The sequence below is a fragment of the Bradyrhizobium monzae genome, assembly GCF_021458635.1.
Lineage (GTDB): Bacteria > Pseudomonadota > Alphaproteobacteria > Rhizobiales > Xanthobacteraceae > Bradyrhizobium.
On sequence record NZ_JAIRDQ010000001.1, the window covers coordinates 1674432 to 1697350 of the forward strand.

Annotated in this window: 23 protein-coding genes and 1 tRNA gene; 15 read left to right on the plus strand and 9 right to left on the minus strand. The window is 62.8% G+C overall.

All coding sequences use genetic code 11. From position 1 onward, the window contains the following. Nucleotides 1–34: 34 nt before the first annotated feature. On the minus strand, nucleotides 35–388 hold the full coding sequence (locus tag K3F49_RS08130) for an HdeA/HdeB family chaperone (protein ID WP_234680356.1): 354 nt from the start codon (nucleotides 386–388) through the stop codon (nucleotides 35–37). A gap of 222 nt (nucleotides 389–610) precedes the next feature. Then, nucleotides 611–1330, minus strand: a complete 720-nt coding sequence (locus K3F49_RS08135; RefSeq protein ID WP_234680357.1) for an outer membrane protein — start codon at nucleotides 1328–1330, stop codon at nucleotides 611–613. Between the two features lie 249 nt (nucleotides 1331–1579). On the opposite strand from K3F49_RS08135, the gene K3F49_RS08140 reads away from it, so the two are divergent. Next, nucleotides 1580–2065 (plus strand): hypothetical protein, encoded by a 486-nt coding sequence (locus K3F49_RS08140; RefSeq protein WP_234680358.1) that lies wholly within the window; start codon nucleotides 1580–1582, stop codon nucleotides 2063–2065. Here the strand turns inward: K3F49_RS08140 and K3F49_RS08145 are convergent. Then, nucleotides 2006–2491 carry a DUF992 domain-containing protein gene (locus K3F49_RS08145; RefSeq protein ID WP_234680359.1) on the minus strand — a complete coding sequence of 162 codons (486 nt, stop codon included), beginning with the start codon at nucleotides 2489–2491 and terminating at the stop codon, nucleotides 2006–2008. The two genes, K3F49_RS08140 and K3F49_RS08145, sit on opposite strands and share 60 nt — an antisense overlap. Nucleotides 2492–2882: 391 nt before the next feature. Here K3F49_RS08145 and K3F49_RS08150 point away from each other — a divergent pair, with 391 nt between their 5' ends. The 5 genes from K3F49_RS08150 to K3F49_RS08170 all read left to right on the plus strand — a co-directional run bounded on the left by K3F49_RS08150 (nucleotide 2883) and on the right by K3F49_RS08170 (nucleotide 7412). Next, entirely contained in the window at nucleotides 2883–3344 is a 462-nt protein-coding gene (locus tag K3F49_RS08150; RefSeq protein WP_234680595.1) for a DUF2721 domain-containing protein, read from the plus strand. Between the two features lie 254 nt (nucleotides 3345–3598). Then, nucleotides 3599–4594, plus strand: coding sequence for an AraC family transcriptional regulator (locus K3F49_RS08155; protein ID WP_234680360.1), 996 nt, complete (start codon nucleotides 3599–3601; stop codon nucleotides 4592–4594). Nucleotides 4595–4820: 226 nt separating this feature from the next. After that, the gene (locus K3F49_RS08160; RefSeq protein ID WP_234680361.1) at nucleotides 4821–5762 is read left to right on the plus strand and encodes an AraC family transcriptional regulator; all 942 of its coding nucleotides are present in this window, start codon (nucleotides 4821–4823) and stop codon (nucleotides 5760–5762) included. A 269-nt stretch (nucleotides 5763–6031) separates the two neighbouring features. Further along, complete coding sequence (locus tag K3F49_RS08165) at nucleotides 6032–6691, plus strand: hypothetical protein (protein WP_234680362.1); 660 nt, start codon at nucleotides 6032–6034, stop codon at nucleotides 6689–6691. A gap of 190 nt (nucleotides 6692–6881) precedes the next feature. Continuing rightward, nucleotides 6882–7412, plus strand: a complete 531-nt coding sequence (locus tag K3F49_RS08170; protein ID WP_234680363.1) for a hypothetical protein — start codon at nucleotides 6882–6884, stop codon at nucleotides 7410–7412. A gap of 231 nt (nucleotides 7413–7643) precedes the next feature. Here the strand turns inward: K3F49_RS08170 and K3F49_RS08175 are convergent, their stop codons facing one another. Next, nucleotides 7644–9071, minus strand: a complete 1428-nt coding sequence (locus K3F49_RS08175; protein ID WP_234680364.1) for a DUF1254 domain-containing protein — start codon at nucleotides 9069–9071, stop codon at nucleotides 7644–7646. A gap of 669 nt (nucleotides 9072–9740) precedes the next feature. On the opposite strand from K3F49_RS08175, the gene K3F49_RS08180 reads away from it, so the two are divergent. Next, the gene (locus K3F49_RS08180; protein WP_234680365.1) at nucleotides 9741–11045 is read left to right on the plus strand and encodes a TAXI family TRAP transporter solute-binding subunit; all 1305 of its coding nucleotides are present in this window, start codon (nucleotides 9741–9743) and stop codon (nucleotides 11043–11045) included. A gap of 61 nt (nucleotides 11046–11106) precedes the next feature. On the opposite strand, the gene K3F49_RS08185 is transcribed toward K3F49_RS08180, so the two are convergent. The 4 genes from K3F49_RS08185 to mnmA form a co-directional block, all read right to left on the minus strand. Continuing rightward, nucleotides 11107–11183, minus strand: a tRNA-Met gene (locus K3F49_RS08185). Between the two features lie 228 nt (nucleotides 11184–11411). Continuing rightward, nucleotides 11412–11774 carry a hypothetical protein gene (locus K3F49_RS08190; RefSeq protein WP_234680366.1) on the minus strand — a complete coding sequence of 121 codons (363 nt, stop codon included), beginning with the start codon at nucleotides 11772–11774 and terminating at the stop codon, nucleotides 11412–11414. Between the two features lie 46 nt (nucleotides 11775–11820). Continuing rightward, nucleotides 11821–12459 (minus strand): class I SAM-dependent methyltransferase, encoded by a 639-nt coding sequence (locus tag K3F49_RS08195; RefSeq protein WP_234680367.1) that lies wholly within the window; start codon nucleotides 12457–12459, stop codon nucleotides 11821–11823. A 132-nt stretch (nucleotides 12460–12591) separates the two neighbouring features. Next, complete coding sequence (gene mnmA, locus K3F49_RS08200; protein WP_234680368.1) at nucleotides 12592–13773, minus strand: tRNA 2-thiouridine(34) synthase MnmA; 1182 nt, start codon at nucleotides 13771–13773, stop codon at nucleotides 12592–12594. Between the two features lie 343 nt (nucleotides 13774–14116). On the opposite strand from mnmA, the gene K3F49_RS08205 reads away from it, so the two are divergent. The 8 genes from K3F49_RS08205 (at nucleotide 14117) to flbD (ending at nucleotide 22315) form a co-directional block, all read left to right on the plus strand. Continuing rightward, a complete protein-coding gene (locus K3F49_RS08205) occupies nucleotides 14117–15718 on the plus strand; it encodes a flagellar hook-length control protein FliK (protein WP_234680369.1) in 1602 nt (533 codons plus the stop codon). Nucleotides 15719–15731: 13 nt separating this feature from the next. Then, nucleotides 15732–16445, plus strand: a complete 714-nt coding sequence (locus K3F49_RS08210) for a flagellar hook assembly protein FlgD (protein ID WP_234680370.1) — start codon at nucleotides 15732–15734, stop codon at nucleotides 16443–16445. A gap of 274 nt (nucleotides 16446–16719) precedes the next feature. Continuing rightward, the gene (sciP, locus tag K3F49_RS08215; protein WP_002714638.1) at nucleotides 16720–16995 is read left to right on the plus strand and encodes a CtrA inhibitor SciP; all 276 of its coding nucleotides are present in this window, start codon (nucleotides 16720–16722) and stop codon (nucleotides 16993–16995) included. Nucleotides 16996–17186: 191 nt separating this feature from the next. After that, on the plus strand, nucleotides 17187–18806 hold the full coding sequence (gene fliF / locus K3F49_RS08220; protein ID WP_234680371.1) for a flagellar basal-body MS-ring/collar protein FliF: 1620 nt from the start codon (nucleotides 17187–17189) through the stop codon (nucleotides 18804–18806). Nucleotides 18807–18820: 14 nt separating this feature from the next. Next, entirely contained in the window at nucleotides 18821–19912 is a 1092-nt protein-coding gene (fliG, locus tag K3F49_RS08225) for a flagellar motor switch protein FliG (protein WP_234680372.1), read from the plus strand. After that, nucleotides 19912–20532, plus strand: a complete 621-nt coding sequence (locus K3F49_RS08230; RefSeq protein WP_234680373.1) for a FliH/SctL family protein — start codon at nucleotides 19912–19914, stop codon at nucleotides 20530–20532. The genes fliG and K3F49_RS08230 overlap by 1 nt, the downstream gene beginning before the upstream one ends. 3 nt (nucleotides 20533–20535) lie before the next feature. Further along, nucleotides 20536–20886, plus strand: a complete 351-nt coding sequence (gene fliN / locus K3F49_RS08235; RefSeq protein ID WP_234680374.1) for a flagellar motor switch protein FliN — start codon at nucleotides 20536–20538, stop codon at nucleotides 20884–20886. A gap of 43 nt (nucleotides 20887–20929) precedes the next feature. Beyond that, entirely contained in the window at nucleotides 20930–22315 is a 1386-nt protein-coding gene (gene flbD, locus K3F49_RS08240) for a sigma-54-dependent transcriptional regulator FlbD (protein WP_234680375.1), read from the plus strand. Nucleotides 22316–22439: 124 nt separating this feature from the next. Here the strand turns inward: flbD and K3F49_RS08245 are convergent, their stop codons facing one another. Then, complete coding sequence (locus K3F49_RS08245) at nucleotides 22440–22772, minus strand: GYD domain-containing protein (protein WP_234680376.1); 333 nt, start codon at nucleotides 22770–22772, stop codon at nucleotides 22440–22442. Nucleotides 22773–22919 lie beyond the last annotated feature (147 nt).

The following is a 22919-nucleotide window of genomic DNA, read 5'->3' on the forward strand; positions in this document are numbered from 1 at the left end:
TCCACAGCGAGCGACCGACCCGCTCGCATACAATCTATTTCATCCGGATGCCCATCATCTCCCGCTCTGCCTTGAACACGACAGCAATGGCATCGATGATGAGTTTTTCCGGATTGGCCTTGCAGTAGACGATGACTTCGTGCTCCGCGATCTTGCCCTTGCGCAGGTCGAGGAAATGCTTCTTGGCAAGGCCGTTGTACCACCCGCTGTACCAAGCCGTCAGCGCATCGGCGTCTTCCTGGTAGGTCCCCGCGAGTTGGGCGCAGGTCAGCTTCTGGACATCGATGAATCCATTCGCATCGACGTAGGACGACAGCGGCACCTGGGCCTTGGCTGTAGCCACGGTGGCGACAAGCAGCGCGACGGAAAACAACAATTTCGAGCGCATTGGGGACTCCTGTTGGAAAGATTCTTGAGATAGTTCAGACGATCCGGCTTTCAGAATCCGGACGGCCTTCGCGAGCGACTGGCATCTGGGTTGAAATCATCGACCCGGATGCGCGATCGAGATCGGTGCAACGCCATCGGATGGTCGAAGCGATGCCCCGCGCAACGCCGAGCGCGAGGACGCGTCGAACAAGACCGGGTCTGATCATCGATAGCGCCCTGTTCAGAATCGGTAGTTGACGCCGCCACGCACGACGTTCACGCGATCCGAGCTGACTCCGGTGCCGACGATTTTCGTGTAGAGATACTCGCCCTTCACAGACCAGTTCGGCGTGAACCCATATTCCACGCCAAGACCTGCCGAGATGCCCGGACGCCAGGACGAGCCCGAACAATCCGGCAGGACGCCAAGCGTGCCGCAGGGTACGCCGGCGACGGTCGATGCGCTGGCGGTCGACTTGACGAAAGCTGCGCCGCCCGTGGCGTAGAGCAGCACATTGTTCATCGCCACACCGATCCGCGCCCGCACCGTCGACAGCGCACTGATATTCGACGAGGTGTTCAGTGTGACACCCTGCCCGATGCCGAGAATGCTGGGTGTTACGACGGACGAACCCTTGATGTTGGCCCAGTCCAAATCACCTTCCAGACCGAGCACGACATTTCCCTGCTGAATCTGCCCGCCAAACGTACCGCCGATCATGCCGCCACTGATGTCGAAGCCGGCACGATCGAACCTGTTGGAGAACAGCACCAGCGGGTCCTGATTGCCCCAGCCATACCCGCCATTGATGCCGACGTAGAATCCCGTCCAGTTATAGACGGAGGCAACCGAAGCCGGCGCCTTGTAGGCGGGCGTCGCCGGCAAGTCTGCCGCAGCCGCATAGCCGCCCATCATTCCCGAAGCTGCGATCGCAACTGCAAACTTGCCAATCTTGTTCATTGCCCACCCGAGTGATTGAAGAAATTCGTGCAGCATCAAATCGCATCTGGCGCGCGCAACCCGCTATGCAGAATCTGACGCCTGCTTCCAATTTATCCGCCTGTGGCGAAGTTGCCGCAGCCGACGCATCGGCCATCGATGATGACCGCCGCCCCACCTTCGCGAATGGTCTTCGGTGCAAGGCGTGCGGGTTGATGAATATGCAAATTCTGACAATCAAGTGATGCTGAGCGAGGACCGGGCGCTCGCATGGCGCACATTCAGCGTCCCGACAATACGCCGGAACGGTCCATGCGAAATCTGCCATCGCGCAGGGCGCCGCATCGCAGCGGCTCCTACGGCAGATCTGCCTCCTCGGTGTCCTCGCATGAGGCCGGCCCGACAAATGGCGGCTCGGACATTTCCGCGAGCCAATCGCGAATGAGCGTCGAGGGTATTGCCCGTCGCGGCGTGCAGGGATTGATGGTGCCCGCGGTCACGACGTATCCCTGCTCGAATTTCTGGCGAGCAAACCTCTGGGCGTCGAGCTCGGTCGGAAAGCTCTCACTTTGCCTCGAACGTCGTTGCGCCGTTGCTTTGCGCACCTTCTTCGGCACCTCAAACGAAACATACCATGTTCTCAAGAGGTCAGTTGGCACCGGTCTTTCCGATTTGTTTTTCCTGTTTCGCGGAGCTTCAATAGACCGGACGCAGCTGTTGGCCGGAAAGGCCGACGGTGACATCGATGGCGACTGATCCCTCTACGGAAACGGGCTGCAGCGCAAACGACCGGCCCGAGCCACCGACAAGAACATTGACGCCGGCGCCCAAGCCGAGGCCGATATCACCTGACGCCCCGACATATTCGCCGGCCAGAGCTCCGACCGGGGGGCCTGCCGTCGGGGCAAGAACCGCCCAACCAAGTGCGCCTCCGGCCGAAACGCCGATATCGATTCCGACGGTATTGAGTGCGCCTTCATAGAGCTGAATCGGGAACGGCGGGTTTTGTGTAAAGCGGCATGACATCGATTGATGGCCGAATATGACAAATCCGATGCTGGGGTCGACCTTGCACGCCAGCATGCCGATCTGGGTCCACGATGCCTGTTGGGCGCCTGCGGAAGACACAGAGTCGGACCATGCGCCGAAGGCGCAGAGGACGGCCAGGATTGGTGCACGCATTCGCTTCCCCATCATCACGCAAAACCTCGTTGATCGCGGGCAGGCGCTTGGTCCTGAACCGCCCTCTGCTTTTCGTAGCTGAGCATGCGCGAAGCCCATGAGACTATGCAAAATCGGCGCGCTGAACCTGCCGTAAGCGAAAAATCGCGCCTTCAACGGCTGAATGACGGGCTCCCATGGCCGAGCCCGCTTGCGCACATACGCGTCTGCCTGGCGTAACCGCGAACGGCGAGGCCGGACAAGAACTTACGACCGGCCAGCGGCAACTTTGCCGAAATTGCATACTCGATCTTGATGGCGCGCGCTATTCGGTCTTCAATCCACGCGTTACGTCCCCACAGCGCCTGCAGGTCGCGGCCCGCGTAGCCGGTTCGCGGAAGAAAGGATCGTGATGCTGATCGACACACCGACTGCGACGCACCTGTCGCAGGTCATTTCGCAGGTGACGGCGCCAGCGTTTCTCCTTGGCGCAGTTGCAGCTTTCGTTTCGGTTCTGATCGGACGGATGAACCGCATCGTCGACAGGCTACAGACGCTGCACGCCACAATCGACGACGATATTTCCGCAGTTCACCCCGACGTGCCGCATCTCGAGCGCCGGGCCGTGCTTTTGAACAAAGCGATCATTCTCTCGACGATCAGCGCTATCGTCACCTCGCTGCTGGTGATCCTGGCGTTTGTCTGCAGCTTCTTCCAGTTTCGGCATGAATACGGGGTCGCCCTGCTCTTCGTTATTGCACTCAGCTTCTTCACGCTCTCGCTGGTGGATCTGGTGCGCGAGGCTCGCCTTTCACTGCATGACCTCAGCCACCACAAGCAAAGCCAACACCGGCCCAAGGCATCAAATGCTTAGCAAGGGACCGCGTTAGAACTCCAGTGCCCGGCCCCGGTTAGTTGACTCCGACCATCCATGATCCCCGCGACAGCCGAAATCTATCGGTGACCGGAGGCGGCGATAGTCGACGAAAGCTGGCCCTTTTGTCACATTGATCAGAGGTTGTGCGTGATACTAGATCGTAGTTTACTCTCGAGGACGACGTTACTTTCCAAACGATATCTCTAACAAAATTAGATTGGCGGGAGTGGCAGGTGTTTTGGATTAGGACGATGAGGATCGAAGATCCCCTGCTTTGCCCGAGTGCCGTTCGAGGATGCGAGCTCAACGTATTTCCGACAAAGCGTGGCGAGTTTGATCTGAAGATAGAGCAGATTGGATTGAATCGGCTTTGGATGAGTCGATACGAGGTAAATCTGCCTCAAGTCAACAAACTGGCCGTCCAGCCGGGCCGCAGGTCAATCAGCTTTCTGACGCAATCGGAAGGCGCTCCAATTCAACACTGCGGCATGGACGTCTCGCCGGGTGATATCATCATCGACAAGTTCGACGTGTCGCATAAGCGTTCCGGCGCCAACCTTCGCCAGGGCGGGATGTCTCTCTCCGAGGAGGATATGAATACAACCCTCGCGACCGTCATCGGAGCCGACTTTCTGGAAAAATCGACAACCCGCGTGGTTCGGCCTCGCCCGGAGCTGATGTCACGCCTGCTGAAGATGCATCAGACCGTCGGCGAGTTGGCCCGTACGACGCCAAAGGCTCTGGAAACGCCGGAGCTACGCCGCGGGTTCGAACAACAAATGTCTTATCTGATGGTTCGATGCCTTGCCGAGGGCGCCGGCATCGAGATCACCGCTGGCAGGCGGCGTCACGACGCGATTATCGCGCGACTCGAGGATTATCTGGCTGAAAACCCGGACCGCGCCATTTATCTGACCGAACTCTGCGCCGCGACCGGCGTTTCCGAGCGGACGCTGCGATCAGCTTGCGAAGAACATCTCGGCATGGCTCCGATCCGCTATCTCACGCTGCGAAGAATGCATCTGGTCCGGCGCGCGCTACTGCGCGCTGACGCGTCCAAGGCCACCGTTACCCATATCGTGACCAATTACGGGTTCTGGGAGCTCGGGCGCTTCTCGGTCGCCTACCGCACGCTGTTTGGAGAGTTACCGTCGGAAACACTGCGACGGCCCGCGCAGGATCCCCATGTCTATCTCATGCGTCCCACAACACTGCCAATCGAAGTCATCGTGGGACGGCTTCACTAGTCGCGGCATTTGCCTTGCCTAATCGCGCAAATCGACCGGCCGATTTGCGCCAACGCAGCTTGCGATCGAAATATCCTTTCTGCGCTCTTTGAAGCGCCCCTTTGTCTCATGGCGCCGGAATTGCATAGTCGAACCCTATCGATTGCCTGATGGTGCCTCATCGACGGGACCCTTGGGCATCAAATGGTCGCAAGAGCCATCCGCCCGTCCGATGGGACAAGGGGATATGGCTGAACGCTCTATTTCAAGGTTTGACGATCCCGGAGCCTACGAAGCCGGATTTGGCGATATCGGTGTCAATCTCACGATAACTGGTCCCGGGGATTTCGAAGCGGAGTTGCTGCGGCTGAAACTGGACCATCTCGTCATCGTGCGGCTGCGTGAATCGCTGCCGCGCATTGCCTGCATTTCGCTCGCGGCTGACAGGGTCTTTTTGTCCTTTCCAGTTAGCCGGGTGAGCCCGGAATGCGACGGGTTTGCCCTTCAGAACGGCCAGATCGCCTTTCACGGCCCCGGTCAGCGGATGCATCAGCGATCGAACGGCAAATGCCAATGGGGTCTGATATCCTTACCCGTGGAGCAGTTTGCAAAGAGTGGTGCGGCATTGATCGGCCAGCCGATCCCGCCCCCGCGCTCCACCAGACTACTTCAACCTTCCGGCGCTGACTTGTCCCGTTTTCAGCGCCTGTTCCAACACGCGTGTCACCTGGCAGCTCCTGCAAACAAACTGATTGAGCAGTCCGAAGTGGCAAGGGCGCTCGAACAGGACATGATTCATGCCGTGATCCATTGCGTCACCAGCGACGGGACGGAAAACAGTTCCAGGACACGCTCCAACCACACGGCCTTGATGACCCGATTCGAAACAGCGCTGCGCAAATCCGTCGACCGCAAGATCACGTTGACCGATCTTTGCGCCGAAATCGGCGTGGCCGAACGCACCTTGCGGATGTGTTGTCACGAGTTTCTCGGCGTCAGCCCGATGCGATACCTCCTGTTGCGGCGGCTGAACAAGACCCGCGCCGCGCTACGGCGCGCCGACGCCTCCACTGCGAGCGTCGCCAGCATCGCGCGGGAGCATCAATTCTTCGAGCTCGGCCGCTTTGCTGCGACTTACCGTGCAGCTTTCGGAGAAGCGCCGCTGACGACGCTTCAGCGCAAGGCTTAGCTGCGTTCGGGAGAGCTGCTCGATGACAGCAGGCGGAGCGCGAGGACGAGTTACCCGAGATGGACAAGGACCAAACTGACATGGCGACGTTGAACGTTGCCGCGAACAAGGTCGAGAGCTTGCTTCATACGCGCCGGGCCATGCTGAAAAACGTATAGTTGGACAGCCGCGCTCGTTTTGCCGATTTTGCATAGGCGGCCGGATTCGGCGTGTCTACGGTTCGCGTCCACCAACGTGCCGGCCCCCCGGCTGATCGCAAGGAGAACGAGATGCGCAACAAGAAAGCCGTGCACGTTTGCATGGCATTGCTGGCGGCGACGTTACTGCTCGACACCGGGACTGCGCGTGCCCAGAGCGCGCCCAACGGACAACTGAAGACGATCGGAACACCCTCCGCTGCACAGGCTCAAATCGTGCCGTCGCTCATCGTGCTCAATTCCCGTGGTGCAACATTGCAAGGCGACAGCCTCGTGCTGACCGGTGTCACACCGAACTCGATCATATTCGCAGACCGGCCCGTGCGCGCCGCCGGCCATCAGCTCACGGCTGACATCATCGCCGACTGGGGCGCGGGCAAGGACAGCTTTGCCAACGATCCTCCGAACGCAACGGTTTCGGTTTTCAATACCAAGGACGGCTCCGTCAAGGATGCCGTGGTTGTCCTGAAGAATCCGAAGCTGGATGGGGACAGGCTCGTCTTCGCGGTTCAGACCCTCGAGGGCGACCTAAACGGTGCCGACGGCGGAGCCTCGATCTTCATCGATATTATCGGACGCCCCTTTACACCGTTTTCCTTTGCGGGCGTCGCGCGGCGCACTGCATTCCGGGGCGCGATGTATGCCGGAGCCGCCGCCGTCGGAGCTGCAGCCGTCGGAGCCGCCTACGCCCGGCCCTATTGCGGCTATTATCCCTATCCTCCTTGTTATTGAACGCGTCTCGTGCCGGGCGGCAGGTAGCTGCCGCCCGTTCCGGTTCGGCCCTTGCCGCGGCCTTGGTCGAGCAGGTGTAGTACCCGTATCTGCCGCTCTTCCCCGTCCTCAGCGTCATCGCGTCAGCGGTACGCGCGTCACGGAGCGCTAGCGTGATTGCCGCCGCCCACGGCTCGAGGCTAGTAGAAGCATGGATTTTCTCGCGTCGGAAGCGTGGATCACAGACTGGCTGTGGGGACTCCCCTTGATCGTCCTTGCGTCCGTCGTCCACGTCATCGGTCTCGGAGCGATTGAACTTGGCATCGAGCGGAGTTTGAGGCGCGCGAAAAGACTTCGTAGCCATCTGGCGACGTTTGTAGCGGTGGTAGGAGCGACCGTGCTGTCGGCCACCGCCTTGCACGCCACAGGGGCAGCTATCTGGGCGGGAGCCTACCTCTGGCTCAACGCACTTCCCGACGAGCGCTCGGCGATGCTGTACTCAATTGGCGCGATGACGACCTTCGGCCATGCAAGCCTCCATCTTTCTGACCGTTGGCAGATGTTGGGGGCGCTCGAAGCTCTCAACGGCATGCTGCTGTTTGGGCTGACCACGGCCTTCCTCTACGCCGCCATCCGCAACGTTCATGCTGCCATGTTGGGCACGCGGGCTTCCGCTGTGGAGGACGTGGAAGACATGCGAGCGGTCCATCCGGTTGGCCCAACGCGCCAGTCCAGGTCCTGAACGCAAACGGCCATTTTCCTGGCATGAGCGGACGGGCCGCTGAAACAGCCACCGCGATACAAAAGCCACCGGTCTACCGGACGCGCTGCATATGATTGCCCCGCGACGTCTTTCGCCGAGATTCATGCTTCTGCACCGTCGCTCACCTTTCCTATTGGCGACGGTGCAGTGGGATCACGAAGTCAGTCAGCCATGCCGGCCCACCAGAGGGCCGGCATGCGTCCAAGTTTTTCAGCTGACCTTTTTAGCGGCAGGGACCGTCCATGTGCCGTTGATGATCGACGGGTCCGTTTCTTGCGGCCAATACATGCGCAACATGAGGATGAAATCTCCCTCAGGCGCGGGAAGCCAGTTCGACTCCTTGTCTTTGCCCGGAGAGTCCTTCTGAATGTAGAGATCCGTTGAGCCGTCCGGATTTTGCTTCAGGTCTTGCCGCGCGCTGATGGAGTAGCGGTTGAGCGGATTGTCCACGAAGAAGTAGGCGCTGTTGTACATCGTGAGCGACCAGAATCCCTCGGCGGGAGGCAAGTGCCCCTTCGCGAAACGCATGACGTACTTGTTTGCGCCAGTGTACGCGTGGCCGTCCGCGTCCTTTTGCGAGGTCGGGTAGACCGCATCCTGCGGACGGTTGGCGCCAAGTCCGATCGCGGTGACGAGGGCCCGCATCAGATAGTCGGTACCATAGATGCCGGTTCTGGTCGTGTAGGCAAAGCCATTCTCGTCCTTGATGGCCTTGTTGATCTTGAACTGGAGCATGATCCTGTCGAATGACACCTCCGGCACACGCTTCACGAAGTCCGCCTTGAGCTTGCTCTCATCAAAATCCTGCCCGGGAACGATGCCGATGCGGGCAAATTTGGCAAGCTGGGGCGCATCCGCTTCATAGGGCGGATTGGTTTTCATGAGCTCGCAGAGCAGCTTGAAATACGACACCGCGTCCATGCGATTGACCTGTTCGCGGACGGCCGTCTTCATGTCGATCGAGGAATCGACCTTCCCCGCAGGCGGCGTGTACGGCTTGCCATAGGCGCTGAGCGGAACGAGCTTGCACTCATCCTGCAGCTTGTGCACGGCCTCGTAGTCCTCCGGCGTGCCGGTGCAATAGATGCGGCCGAGCAGCCACACCATGTTGGTGGACGATTTGTACTCCTTCACGCCGTCCGGCAGCGTGCCTTTCCAGCCCGGCCCGGTGATCGCGTAGGTCTGCGCCCCGGTGCCGGTGGTGCGCTTGCCCGGCACCTGGAACACCGTGGTCCAGCCGTCCAGCATCGGCATCAGGAAATAGCGCCCCTTCATGTCGGGGATGCTGAGGACCCACGGCTCTTTCCCGACATCGAAAAAGGAGGTCGTGTAGAGCGTGTCCGCGTTCGGTGCCGTGACGTCCTTGAATGAAGCGTTCGGATACTGGCGCAGCTTGATGATCTGCCCCATCGGTGCCTTCGTTCCCACGGGTTCGGCGACGTTGGTGAGAACCCGGCGGGTCATCTCCATCGTCACTAACGGATAGCCGAAAACGTAGGCGTCGCTCGCGAGCCAAAAATCCTCCAGGCCCCGCCCCACGCCAAAGAAGGAATCCTGCGCAAGGGCTGATCGTGTTGCAGCTGCACCTGCCAGCAGGCCCATGCCTCCCAGCGCAAGATTACGACGAGTGATCTCCATTTTTCTCTCCTAGGTACTGATTGGAACGACTTCAAACGATTGGCGAGCGGGACCGACAACGATTTAACTTCCAGGATGCGACCGAGGAAGTTCGCGCTTCATCAGAGCGTACGCTCAGGATCATTGGCTTTTGCATCAAATGCTCACTTGCCGTTGTTGAGCGAGCTGGCATACCAGCCACTTCTCGTCCGCTTACCAACTTACGGAGGACTCGGCGGCCTGCTATGCAAATTCGGCAAGCGCGAGCTTTGGTCGCGAACCAATGGACGATGGATCAGCTTCGGTGCGACTGCGAAGGACTTCTCACGGCATGCTGCCAACGGAATCCGCGCCTGTGCTGAAATTGCATAGCGGATCGGTGAAATTGCTCTCTAATAACTTACGTTGCGCGCGTTCGCCCTGACGCCTGAGGGCGTGGCGGCGCACTTGGTCGGTTCGCGAGGAAAGCATTCAATGCAGATCGATACTCCGTCAGCCCCGCAACCGTCGCAGGTCATTTCGCAGGTGACCGCGCGCGAGGCGCCTATCGCTGCATGAGATCACACATCAAAACCAAAAGTCGGTTCACGGCGTCGGAATGCAATTCAGAGGCAAGACACGGCTGTGTCAAAGAGGTGCGGTTGATCACGCTTCCGCGCAAGGCCTAGCTTTAGTCGGAGAATAAACTCGATGAGCGCCGTCAGACTACCGGCCTGGCTTCGTGTCGTGATGGTGAGCGGCGCATTCCTGCTGGTCATTGGCGCCGGGCTGTTCGCCCATCTCTGGTACATCCGACCGGTCACGCTGACCGCCGCAGTTGGATCGCTTGATGGTGAAGCCGCTAAGATCCTGTCGGCCATCGCAAGTCGCCTGACCGCCGCGTCAGCGCCGGTGAGGCTGCGGATCGCCAATCAACCAGGTGCGCGCGAAGCCGCCGATGCCTTTTCATCCGGCAAAGCCGACCTCGCCGTCGTCCGCGGCGACGTCGGCGACCTGTCGCAAGCCCAAGCAGTCCTCGTGCTTGCACATGTGGCCGTGCTGATTGTGGCTCCTCCCGGTTCGCCGCTGACCGACGTGGCAAGCCTGAAAGACCATCGCGTTGGGGTGGTCGGCGGAGAGATCAACAGGTCCGTCGTTAATGCACTGCGTCAGCAATATGATCTCGACCGCGCAAACGTGAAATTCAAGGATGTCTCGTTGCTGGAGGCACGCCAGGCAATCGACGCCAGGAGCGTCGATGCGCTTCTACTCGTCGTTCCCCTCACCCCAAAATACCTGTCGCTTGCGCGCAGCCTCTTCCCGCAATATCCGAAGTCCCAGCCGGTCCTCATTCCCATCGAATCGGCCGACGCGATTGCGGAAAGTCATCGTGCCTACGAAAGTTTCGACGTGCCGAAAGGCACGCTCAGAGGTTCACCGGCAGTCCCGGATGACGACCTGACGACACTGCGGGTGTCGTTCTACCTGGTCGCACAGAAAAAGCTCAATCCCGACACCATTGCCGATCTGACAAGATCGCTTCTCGCAGCGCGCCGGGACCTCATCGGCGAACTGCCGATCCTGGCGCAAGTCACAGCCCCTGACACGGATCCCGACGCCTTGCTGCCGGTCCATGCCGGTGCAGCGGAATACTTCAACGGCACTCAAGAAAGTTTTTTGGACGAATGGAGCAATGCGATCTACCTGACGCCGATGATCCTCGGCGGACTGGCTTCGATCCTCGCCGCGGCCTGGAGGTTTATCGGCTTGCGGACGTCGAAACCTGATGAATCGGCGCTCGACGCGCTCTATACCCTGGCTCGCCAGGTTCGCAAGGCCCAGCACGAGGATGAACTATCCGACATTGGGAGCCGGATCGATGACATCTTGAGCGACCAGCGGCTCAAGATTGCAAGCGGAGACGAAGATGCCGCCGATATCGCGACATTGAACGTTGCCGCGAACAGGGTCGAGGATCTGATCCATGCGCGCCGGGCCACACTGAATACGTCATAATTGGCCGTTGCCCATTCCGAAATCGCGGAAGATCGCAGCCTGGCGTGGAAAATCGTACGATTGGTAGCGGGAGAGGGACTCGAACCCCCGACCCCAGGATTATGATTCCCGTGCTCTAACCAGCTGAGCTACCCCGCCACAGGGTCGCGAACGGCGGAACAGCCGATCTCGCGAACGCGCGGCATATAAAGAAGGGGGCGGCGGGAAGTCAAGCAAGTGCAGCTGATTTTGGCGTCGGAAGGGGGCGCTTTCCGGCACCGGACTCGCGCAGTCCCCCTCACCCGAAATTCGCGCTTTGCGCGGATTTCGGCCTCTCCCTCCGCCTTCGCCAAGGCTTCTGCGCGACAAGCGCGAGCGAATTCGCCTTTATTTCGGCCGGACCGTGGGGTCGCCGCCGGGGCTGCCGGGAGGCGGGATCACGGGCATGCTGCCGTCGGTGCTCGGCGCGGGGGCGTGCATTTCAGGGTCGACGCCGGCGGGCGGGCAGAGCACGCCGTCGGATTTGGCCAGCTTGTCGCCGAGCGGTTCCCGGGACCGGCCGGTGGTGGTGCCGTCGGGCGCGGTGGCGCGGTTCGGGCGGTCCTGCGGCGTGCAGTCCGCCGTGTGTGTCGGGGATGGCGGCGCGGTCGCTTGCGGCGGCGTCGCCGGGGCGGGCGGGGCTTGCGCGATCGCGGCGCCAGAGGCGGCGATCACGAGGCTTGCCAGGATGATGTTTGATGTCGTGCGCATGGATAGGAAACGCGCGAGGCGCGCGCCCTGTTCCAGCCTCCAAGCATTACGATTTGTGGTAGCGGATCAGTGAAAAATGGCCCATCGGCGGCATGGGGCGGCGCTCGGCGAGCGTGACGCCGCCGTGCCTGGCGGCCCAATCGACCAGGCGCTGCCATGGAAACTCCGGGCGCCAGCCGAGGCGGCGGGCGAGCGGCGCGAACGCCAGCTCGGAGAGTTTGCGAAATCCCTTTTCCGCGCCGATGTGGTTGACCAGGATCAGCTCGCCGCCGGGCTTGAGCACGCGCACGAATTCGTCGAGCGTACCTTCGGGATCGGGCACGGCGGTGATGACATATTGCGCGACCACCGCGTCGAATGCGGCGTCGGGGAAGGCGAGATTTTTCGCGTCCATCACCGAGAGCACTTCGACATTGGAAAGCCGCAACGCGCGCACGCGTTGTTGCGCCTTGCGCAGCATCGGCTCGGAAATGTCGACGCCGCAGATCTTTGTGGTGCGCGAATAATCCGACAGCGACAGCCCGGTGCCGACGCCGACGTCGAGGATGCGGCCGCCGATGCGGTCAGCCTCCGCGATGGTCGACTGCCGCCCGGCATCGAACACCTTGCCGAACACGAGATCATAGACCGGCGCCCAGCGGCCATAGGCCTTCTCGACCCCGGCCCGCGAGATGTCTGCTGCCATGCCCCCTGCCCTTACGCGAAACTCTGGAGTGTGATGACGGTTGGTGAAATCGATGCCAGTCTCATCCTCTCCCGCAAGCGGGAGAGGGTGCACACTTCCGGTGTCGCGAGAGTGCTCTCTGATCTCATCTCTTTAGCCGCGCACGGCTTCGGCGAGCGGCCTCGTCGTGTTCGTCGCGACCTTCGCCGCGGCGCTCTGGATGAAACCGCCGCCGAGCACGCGCGCCTGGCCGCTGGCCGCGTCGTAGAACACGCAGGCTTGTCCCGGCGAGACGCCCTCTTCGCCGGCGACGAGCTCGACCTCGTAATGGCCATTGGCGCCGCGCAGCCACGCCGGCTGCGGCGCGCGGGTCGAGCGGACGCGGACGAACAGCTCGAGGCCATTGCCGATCGCGCGGTCGATGTCGCCGCCGCCAATCCAGTTGACGTCGCGCAAGGCGATGCGGTGCATCTTCAGCGCATCGCGCGGGCCGACGACGACGCGGCGGTTGGCGGCCTCCAGCCGCACCACGAACAGCGGGGCGGCGGCCGCGATGCCGAGGCCGCGGCGCTGGCCGATGGTGAAATTGGCAATGCCGTGATGCTGGCCGAGCACGCGGCCATCGAGATCGACGATGTCGCCGGGCTCCATCGCGTTCGGCCGCAGGCGGGTGATGATGTCGGTGTAGCGGCCGGTCGGCACGAAGCAGATGTCCTGGCTGTCGTGCTTGTCGGCGACTGAGAGACCGAAGCGGCGCGCGAGCTCGCGCGTCTCGGGCTTGGTCATGTCGCCGAGCGGGAAGCGCAGAAAGTCGAGCTGCTCCTGCGTGGTCGCGAACAGGAAGTAGCTCTGGTCGCGGTCGCTGTCGGCGGCGCAGACCAGCGCGCGCGAGCCGTCGACGCCGCGGCGCGAGGCGACGTAATGGCCGGTGGCCAGCGCCTGCGCGCCGAGCTCACGTGCGGTTTTCAGCAGGTCGCGGAATTTGACGCTGCGGTTGCATTCGATGCACGGCACCGGCGTCTCGCCGAGCGCGTAAGAGTCCGCAAAGTTATCGATGACGGACTCGCGAAAGCGGTCCTCGTAATCGAGCACGTAATGGGGAATGCCGAGCTTTGCGGCGACGTCGCGGGCGTCGTGAATATCCTGTCCGGCGCAGCAGGCGCCCTTGCGGTGGGTCGCCGCGCCATGGTCGTAGAGCTGCAGCGTGATGCCGACGACGTCATAGCCCTCCGCCTTCAACAGCGCAGCCGTCGTCGAGGAATCGACGCCGCCCGACATGGCAACGACGACCCTGGTGTCCTCAGGACGGCCTTCGAGATCCAGACTGTTGAGCATGGGCCTAAGCGGTTGTAACGGCGGCGATCCGCGATTCCTGGTGCTTGCGCCGGGACATCAGCAGTCCCTGGGAACTTTGGTTCCGCGGGGGCACTGGCTGGCCCGGTCGAAAGCGGCTGAGAGCACCCTTTAATATAGGCGGCATTCCGGTGAAGCAATCGCGGCCACCCCAAGCTTAGGGCAATTCTTGCCGGGGCGGCAGAAATGGCGGGGTTTTCGGGGACGTGGCTGCGGCAGTGCCGATTTGATAAGATATTGACATAACTAGACAAAATCACAATTCAAGGGATTGGCCCACTCCTTGCTGACCTCCTGGTCCGAAGATGTTTTCAAGGGGTCGCCTGTGGTTGGTGTCACGTCAGACGTCGCGGCAAGCGCGCAAGTTTCCAGCGCGCAGCAAAAGCCTGCCCGGTCGCAGAGCACCAAGGACTCGAGCCCGGCCGACTCCTTCGGGTCGTTGGTCGACAGCAACACCCAGGCCATCAGCAACAGCGCCTCGTCGTCGAGCCAGGACCCGGCGCCGCGGCGGAGCGATTCGTCTTCGTCGTCGACCTTCTCGTCCGATGGGAGCACGCGCGACTCGTCGTCGGCCGACCAGTCCTCGCAGAGCAAGGCGAGCGACAGCACGGATTCCTCGACGCAGGCGGCGAGCGACACGACGGCCGATCCGACCAAGGCGCCCGGCAAGACCAAGGACAAGAGCGACGCCTCCTCCACCAAGGCGGGCGACAAGTCGCAGGATTCCAAGGACAGCAAAAGCGACAAGACCGACGGCACCACCGACGGCCTCGCCGCCGCGGCGGACGCCTCTGCCGCAGCACAGGCCGCCGCGACGGCGGCGGCGACGCCCGATCCGACCGCTGTCCCCGTTGCCGCGCCCGTGGTGCCTGTCGATCCGAACGCGGCGGCCAACCAGGCCGCGAACACCGCCTCCTCGCCGCTAACGATCGCAGCCGCCGGCATCGCCGCGAGCGCCTCGACCGCGGCGCAGATCGCCGGCGCCAAGACGGATGCCTCCGGCAAGACCGCCGACGCGCTCGCTGACGCAGCTGGTGATGCGACCGACGCCACCGCAAGCGCCGCCACGGCCAACGCCGCGCAGCTCACGGCGGTCGATCAGGGTACGCCAAAGACTTCGTTCAAGGCCGCCGCGACGGCGCAAGGCCAGACCGACGTCTCCAATATCGGTCAAGACACCGGCAAGACCGCACAGACTGCCGCCACCGCACAAAATCCCGCGGCCGCGACGGCGGCGAACGCCGTCGCGCATCCGCAAGCCGCCAAGCCGCAGGCTGACGCAGCTGCTGCCGACGCCAAGGCCGATGCTGCCAATCGCACCGCTGATGCGACGCCGGCCGCGCCGACCACGCACGCGCATGCCGATACGCAGGCCGTGGCTGCTGGCACCGACGTCAGCACGCAAGCGGCCAACGCCGTGCAGGCGCCGCTGACCACGACCACATCGACGGCGACCGCCTCCACCGCGACGCTGACCGCGACCGCGGCGAATCCGACCGCGGTGCCGATCAGCGGCATTCCGGTCGAGATCGCCGCCGCCGCGCGCGCCGGCAAGACGCGCTTCGACATCAGCCTCGATCCGGGCGATCTCGGCCGCATCGACGTCCGCATCAATGTCGACCGCAACGGCCAGGTCACCTCGCACCTCACCGTCGAGAAGCCGGAGACGCTGCAGATGCTGCGACAGGACGCGCCGCAATTGCAGCGCGCGCTCGACGATGCCGGCCTCAAGACCGGCGGCAACGGGCTCTCCTTCAGCCTGCGCGACCAGAATTCATCGGGTCAGAACTCAGGCCAGAACAACGACAATTCCGGCAATTCGCGCCGGCTGATCATCAGTGAAGACGATTCTGCCGCGGCCGCGCCCGTGAGCCGCAGCTATGGCCGCATGCTCGGTTCGAGCAGCGGCGTCGATATCAGAGTGTGAGGAGTATTCGCTCATGACCACCACGAATGCCGCCACCGCCCCCTCCGTCGTCTCCGGCACCACGCAGAATTCGTCATCCTCCTCGTCGAGCTCGAGCCTGGGCTCGACCACGGGCGCGACGCTCGCCGGCAACTTCCAGACCTTCCTGACGCTGCTGACTACGCAGCTGCAGAACCAGAACCCGCTCGATCCGCTCGACACCAACCAGTTCACCCAGCAGCTGGTGCAGTTCGCCGGCGTCGAGCAGCAGCTCAAGACCAACGACTCGCTGTCGCAGCTCGTCACTTTGCAGCAGACCACGCAGGCGACCCAGGCGCTCGGCTTCGTCGGCAAGACCGCCGTGGTCGACGGCACCACCGCGACGATGAAGAGCTCGTCGGCGACCTGGCATCTCAACGTGCCGACCGACGCGACCGTCGACATTTCCGTCGCGAATTCCAGCGGCCAGACCGTGTTCACCGGCAAATACACCGCTGGTGCTGCCTCCGACGTTCCCTTCACCTGGAACGGCCAGGGCAATGACGGCACGCAATGGCCCGACGGCAAATACACAATCACCGCGACCGGCAAGGACGTCGCGAACAACAATGTCGGCATCGCCGCGCAAGTGCAGGGCGTGGTGAGCTCCGTCGACCTGACCCAGTCGCCGCCGCTGCTCACCATCGACGGCAGCAGCTACACGCTGAGCCAGGTGAAGAGCATCGTCGCCACCAGCTCCGGCAGCTAAGGGCGGCGCCGCCACATGCTCGGTGTCGTCCTGGCTTTCCGCCAGGACGACAGCAGGGGCCATTGCGACGTCACAGCAGGCCCCGTTCGTTAGTAAAGTATTTACGAAGACCCCCGCTCGGCCGGCTGAAATTGTGTTTTCAGCCCGCTGGGCCGGTAGTGTTCCAGCAAGTTTCAAGGAGAATTGTATTGAAGCCTTAGGCTTAGCGGATTTTTAAGCCCGCATGCGTACGGTTGTGAAGTGAGTTCAGTGGTTGAGAGTTTGTGAGTACGCCATGACAGAACCCCATCGCCCGAGGGTAAAATACGTCATCGGGCCGGACGGCAGTCCGCTGACGATTGCAGATCTGCCCGCACCCGGCACCAAACGCTGGGTCATCCGCCGCAAGGCCGAAGTCGTCGCCGCTGTGCGCGGTGGACTTCTCTCGCTCGAGGAGGCCTGCAGCCGGTACACCCTGACGGTCGACGAATTCCTATCCTGGCAGTTTTCCATTGACCAGCACGGTCTGGCGGGCCTTCGCACCACCCGCATCCAGCAATATCGCCAGTAAGCAATCCGGAAATCTGCTGCTTTTGACGAAAATCGGCCCCGCTCTGCGAGGCCGATTTTTTTCATGTTTCGTTTTGGCGCTACTTTTGTCCCAGCTCTTAACCTTCGTTAACCATATCGAAACCATCACCTAGGCAATAATTGCCCACTCGGCCGCTCTTGGAATGCGGGTCGAAGCTTCGGGGCGGTTTCTTGCAAGGTCTTACGGACTTTCTAAAAGGTATCGGCGCCGCCCGCTTCGGGGCGATGATCGCCGTCACCGCCGCGCTCGTCGGCTTTTTCGCGTTCGTTATCATGCGTGTCACCACGCCGCAGATGACGACGCTGTTCACCGACCTCTCGGTCGAGGATTCTTCTGGCATTATCAAGGACCTGGAGCGCCAGGGCGTCCAGTTCGAGCTGCGCAACGAAGGCACCATCATCATGGTGCCCAAGGACAAGGTCACCCGGCTCCGGATGAAGCTCGCCGAGGGCGGCCTGCCCAAGGGCGGCGGCATCGGCTATGAAGTGTTCGACAAGTCGGACGCGCTCGGCACCACCTCTTTCGTCCAGAATATCAATCACTTGCGCGCGCTTGAGGGCGAGCTCGCGCGCACCATCCGCGCCATCGACCGGATCCAGGCCGCCCGCGTCCATCTCGTGCTGCCCGAGCGTCCGCTGTTCGCGCGCGAAGCGCCGGAGCCCTCGGCCTCGATCGTCGTTCGGGTCCGCGGCTCGCTCGAAGCCCAGCAGATCCGCGCCATCCGCCACCTCGTCGCCTCCGCGGTCAACGGCTTGAAGCCGCAGCGGGTCTCGATCGTCGACGAAGCCGGCCAGCTGCTCGCCGACGGTGCTGCCAACGATCCGGAGCAGGCGGTCGGCGACGAGCGCCGCACCGCCTTCGAGAAGCGGATGCGCAAGCAGGTCGAGGACATCGTCTCCTCCGTGGTCGGCTCAGGCCGCGCCCGCGTCCAGCTATCCGCCGATTTCGACTTCAACAAGGTCACCCAGACTTCGGACAAGTTCGATCCAGAAGGCCGCGTGCTGCGTTCGAGCCAGACCCGCGAAGAGCAGAGCATGACCGCCGACAATAACGGCCAGGTCACGGTCAACAACGAGCTCCCCGGCCAGCAGCAGAACAGCGGCGCCCCGGCGGCGAAGGACCAGAGCAAGAAGACCGAAGAGACCAACAATTACGAGATCTCCCGCACCACCAAGACCGAAGTGACCGAGGCTGGCCGGGTCAATCGCATCTCGGTCGCGGTGCTGGTCGACGGCATCTACGCCAAGAACGACAAGGGCGAACTCGCCTACACCGACCGCACCAAGGAGCAGCTCGACCGCATCGCCACCCTGGTGCGCTCGGCGATCGGCTTCGACCAGAAGCGCGGCGACCAGGTCGAGGTCGTCAATCTGCGCTTTGCCGACGCGCCCTCCACCGCCCCGATCGCCGAGCCAAGCGGCTTCCTCGGCGCGCTGCAGTTCACCAAGGACGACGTCATGTACTTCGTCGAGCTCGGCGTGATGATGCTGCTCGGCCTGGTCGTGATGTTCATGGTGATCCGCCCGCTGGTGAAGCGCATCCTCGCCTCCGACGAGGTCGCCGCCGCCATCTCCGGCGTCCTCACCGGCCCCGCCGCCTCCGAAGAGGGCGCGGCTGGCGCCGGCGGCCAGGCGCTGATCCCGGGCGGCGCCGCCAGCGCCATCGACGTCGCCACCATCCAGGGCCAGGTCCACGCCCAGTCCGTTCATCGCGTCGGCGAGCTCGCCGAGCGCAACCCCAACGAAACCGTCGCCATCATCCGTCAATGGCTGACCGAACCCACGAAATGATCGAGTGAACTGACATGGCCGGCACTCTGCAGAACGCCAACTCGAACGACATCACCAGCGTGATCTCGACGCTCGGTCAGCGCGCCGTCAGCCGCACGGGCGCCAAGGTCGAGGCGGTGGCAGGGCCGAAGCGCGCCGCGATCCTGATGCTGGCGCTCGGCGAGCAATATGGCGGCAAGATCTGGTCGCTGCTCGACGACGACGAGGTGCGTCAGCTCTCCCTGGAAATGTCGACGCTCGGCACCGTCGAGGTCGACACGGTGGAAGACATGCTGCTCGAATTCGTCTCGCGCATGTCGGCCTCCGGCGCGCTGATGGGCAATTTCGACGCGACCGAGCGCCTGCTGCAGCAATATCTGGCGCCCGAGCGCGTCAACGGCATCATGGACGAGATCCGCGGCCCCGCCGGGCGCAACATGTGGGAGAAGCTGTCCAACGTGCAGGAAGAGGTTCTCGCCAACTACCTCAAGAACGAATATCCGCAGACCATCGCCGTGGTGCTGTCGAAGCTGAAGCCGGAGCATGCCGCGCGCGTGCTCGGCATCTTCCCCGAGGACCTCGCGCTCGACGTCGTCAATCGCATGCTGAAGATGGAAGCTGTGCAGAAGGAGGTGATCGAGAGCGTCGAGAAGACGCTGCGCACCGAATTCATGTCCAACCTGTCGCAGACCCGCCGCCGCGACGCACACGAGGTGATGGCGGAAATCTTCAACAATTTCGACCGCCAGACCGAAACCCGCTTCATCACCTCGCTGGAAGAAGATAACCGCGAATCCGCCGAGCGCATCAAGGCGCTGATGTTCACCTTCGACGATCTCATCAAGCTCGACTCCGGCTCGGCCCAGACGCTGATGCGCAACGTCGACAAGGACAAGCTCGGCGTCGCGCTGAAGAGCGCCAACGAGGACGTCCGCAACTTCTTCTTCGGCAACATGTCCTCGCGCGCGGCCAAGATGCTGCAGGACGACATGGCCGCGATGGGTCCGGTGCGCCTGCGCGACGTCGACGAGGCCCAGGCGCTGCTGGTCAACCTCGCCAAGGACCTCGCCGCCAAGGGCGAGATCATGCTGACCAAGAACCGCGCCGACGACGAGCTGGTGTATTGATGGGCGCTCCGGCCAAATTCCTGTTCGATACCGACTTCGCCGCGCCCGACCGTACGCGCGAGAAGGGCGCGACCGCGGCCGAGATCGCGCAGAAGGTCGCGGAGGCCGAAGCGCGCGCCTATCAGGACGGCTTTGCCACGGGCCAGCGCGAGGCCAAGGCCGAGAGCGACCGCCGCGTCGCGCTCGCCATGGAAGAGATCAACATCGCGATCCGGGGCATCGCTTCGGGCATCGGCAATATCGAGAGCAAGATGGAAACCGAGGCGGTCGACGTCGCGGTCGCCGTGGCGCGCAAGCTGTGCGCCGATCTGGTCGCCGCCGAGCCGCTCGGCGAGATTATGGCGCTGGTGAAGGACTGCTTCTCGCATCTGGTCGCAACGCCGCATCTCGTCGTCCGCATCAACGACGCTCTCTACGACAGCGCGCGCGAGAAGATCGAGCGGCTCGCCAAGCAGAGCGGCTTCGAGGGACGGCTGGTGATCCTGGCCGAGCCCGAAATTGCCACCGGCGACTGCCGGATCGAATGGGCCGATGGCGGCGTCGTGCTGGAGCGCAGCGCCATCGCGGCCAAGATCGACGACATGGTCGGACGCTATATCGCGTCTCGCAAGGGGAACTAAGCCATGAGCGACAACGACGGACAGGTCCCGCTGCCCGATCTCAACGGCCCATTGCCGCCTGCTGGCGCCGATGTCGGCTACAACGAGGACGAATATGCGGCCCGCGTCGCCGCCGACCTCGAGGCCGTCTTCGACGTTCCGGTGCAGGTCTCGGCCGTGCTCGGCCGCTCCAAGATGGACGTCAGCGAATTGCTGAAGCTCGGACCCGGCACCGTGCTCGAGCTCGACCGCCGCGTCGGCGAGGCCATCGATATCTACGTCAACAACAAGCTCGTTGCCCGCGGCGAGGTGGTGCTGGTCGAGGACAAGCTCGGCGTCACCATGACTGAAATCATCAAGACTGAACGCAGCTAGCGCTTGACGCGCGATAGCGCGAACAGACGGACAGGAGACTGACATGCGGCTTCTCATCGTTGGCACATTGAAGGGCCAGCTTACCACCGCCACCAAGATCGCGATGGAGAACGGCGCCACCGTCACCCACGCCGAGGATCACGAGCAGGCGATGCGCGTGCTGCGCGGCGGCAAGGGCGCCGACCTGCTGCTGGTCGACGTCGCCCTCGACATCCGCGATCTCGTGATGCGGCTCGAGGCCGAGCACATCCACGCTCCGATCGTCGCCTGCGGCATCACCAACGACGCCCGCGCGGCGGTCGCCGCGATCCACGCCGGCGCCAAGGAATACATCCCGCTGCCGCCGGATCCGGAGCTGATCGCAGCAGTGCTGGCTGCCGTCGCCAACGACTCGCGCGAACTGGTCTATCGCGACGAAGCCATGGCGCGCGTCATCAAGCTCGCGCAGCAGATCGCCGGCTCCGACGCCTCGGTGATGATCACCGGCGAATCCGGAACGGGCAAGGAAGTGCTGGCCCGTTACGTCCACACCCGCTCGGCTCGCGCCAAGCGTCCGTTCATCTCGATCAACTGCGCCGCGATCCCCGAGCATCTGCTGGAGTCCGAGCTGTTCGGCCATGAGAAGGGTGCTTTCACCGGTGCGATCGCCCGCCGCATCGGCAAGTTCGAGGAAGCGACCGGCGGCACGCTGTTGCTGGACGAAATCTCCGAGATGGATGTCCGCCTGCAATCGAAACTGCTTCGCGCCATCCAGGAGCGCGTGATCGATCGTGTCGGCGGCACCAAGCCGGTGCCGGTCGACATCCGCATCATCGCGACCTCGAACCGCAACCTGGCGGAAGCCGTGCGCGAAGGCACGTTCCGCGAGGACCTGCTGTTCCGCCTCAACGTCGTGAATCTGAAGATCCCGCCGCTGCGGGAGCGCCCCGCCGACATTCTGGAACTCGCCCAGCACTTCGTGAAGAAATATGCCGAGGCCAACGGCGTGCCGGTGCGCCCGATCTCGGCGGAAGCGCGCCGCGTGCTGTCCAGCAACCGCTGGCAGGGCAACGTCCGCGAACTCGAAAACACCATGCACCGGTCGGTGCTGATGGCACGGGGCGACGAGATCGGCCCCGATGCGATCCTGACGCCCGACGGCGACCGCCTCGACCTCGCCAAGACGGCACCGGCCGTGGCGCACGCCACCATGGCCGCCGAGCAGGTCACGCGAGCCCTCGTCGGCCGCACCGTCGCCGACGTCGAACGCGACCTGATCCTGGAGACGCTGAAGCACTGCCTCGGCAACCGGACCCATGCCGCAAACATCCTGGGCATCTCGATCCGTACGCTGCGCAACAAGCTCAACGAATATTCCGACGGCGGCATCCCGATCACGCCGGCCGGCACGCCGGGTGAGTACCCGCGGATGCCGATGATGGGGGCGTAGGCAACCAGCTTGCTGGTCTCTTGACGCCCGACCCCGGGCATCATCATGAAGCGCATCGACGGCCGGGACGTCCCGACCGTCGCGACCAGGTGTTTGGCTATGCGGCCACTACGCCTGCGTCAGACTACTTGCCCGGCGGTACGTACACGCTTGCAAGCTTCGCGGCTTTTTCCGCGACAGCTTTAAATTCACTCATCTTCCAGGCGCGCACCGTCTCGATCTTGGCAATGGCGCCGCTTGCAGCGGCGGCCATTGCGATGGCGACGGCATCCGCTCCATCGGGAAACTCCGTGACGAGCAGCGCGTCATGTGGGCCGGTGGTCATGAAGGCTCCCTGGAGCCTCCCGCCGGCCTTTTCCACCATCGCGCCGATGACCGCCGTGCGATCGGTCGGCTTGTCTACCATTCCTTTGATCCCGGAATTTGAGTACGAGACGTACGAGATGAACAACGGCATGTTTCTCTCCGTTGAGGTTACAGCGACGACAATGCAGTCTTGAAATGCAGTCTTGAAAAGCAGTCTTGGAAACGAGGCTCTGAAACGAGAGCAGGGCATTGCCTGCCGACGGCATGCGAGCTGCCTTGAAAAATCCGGCTTCGGACT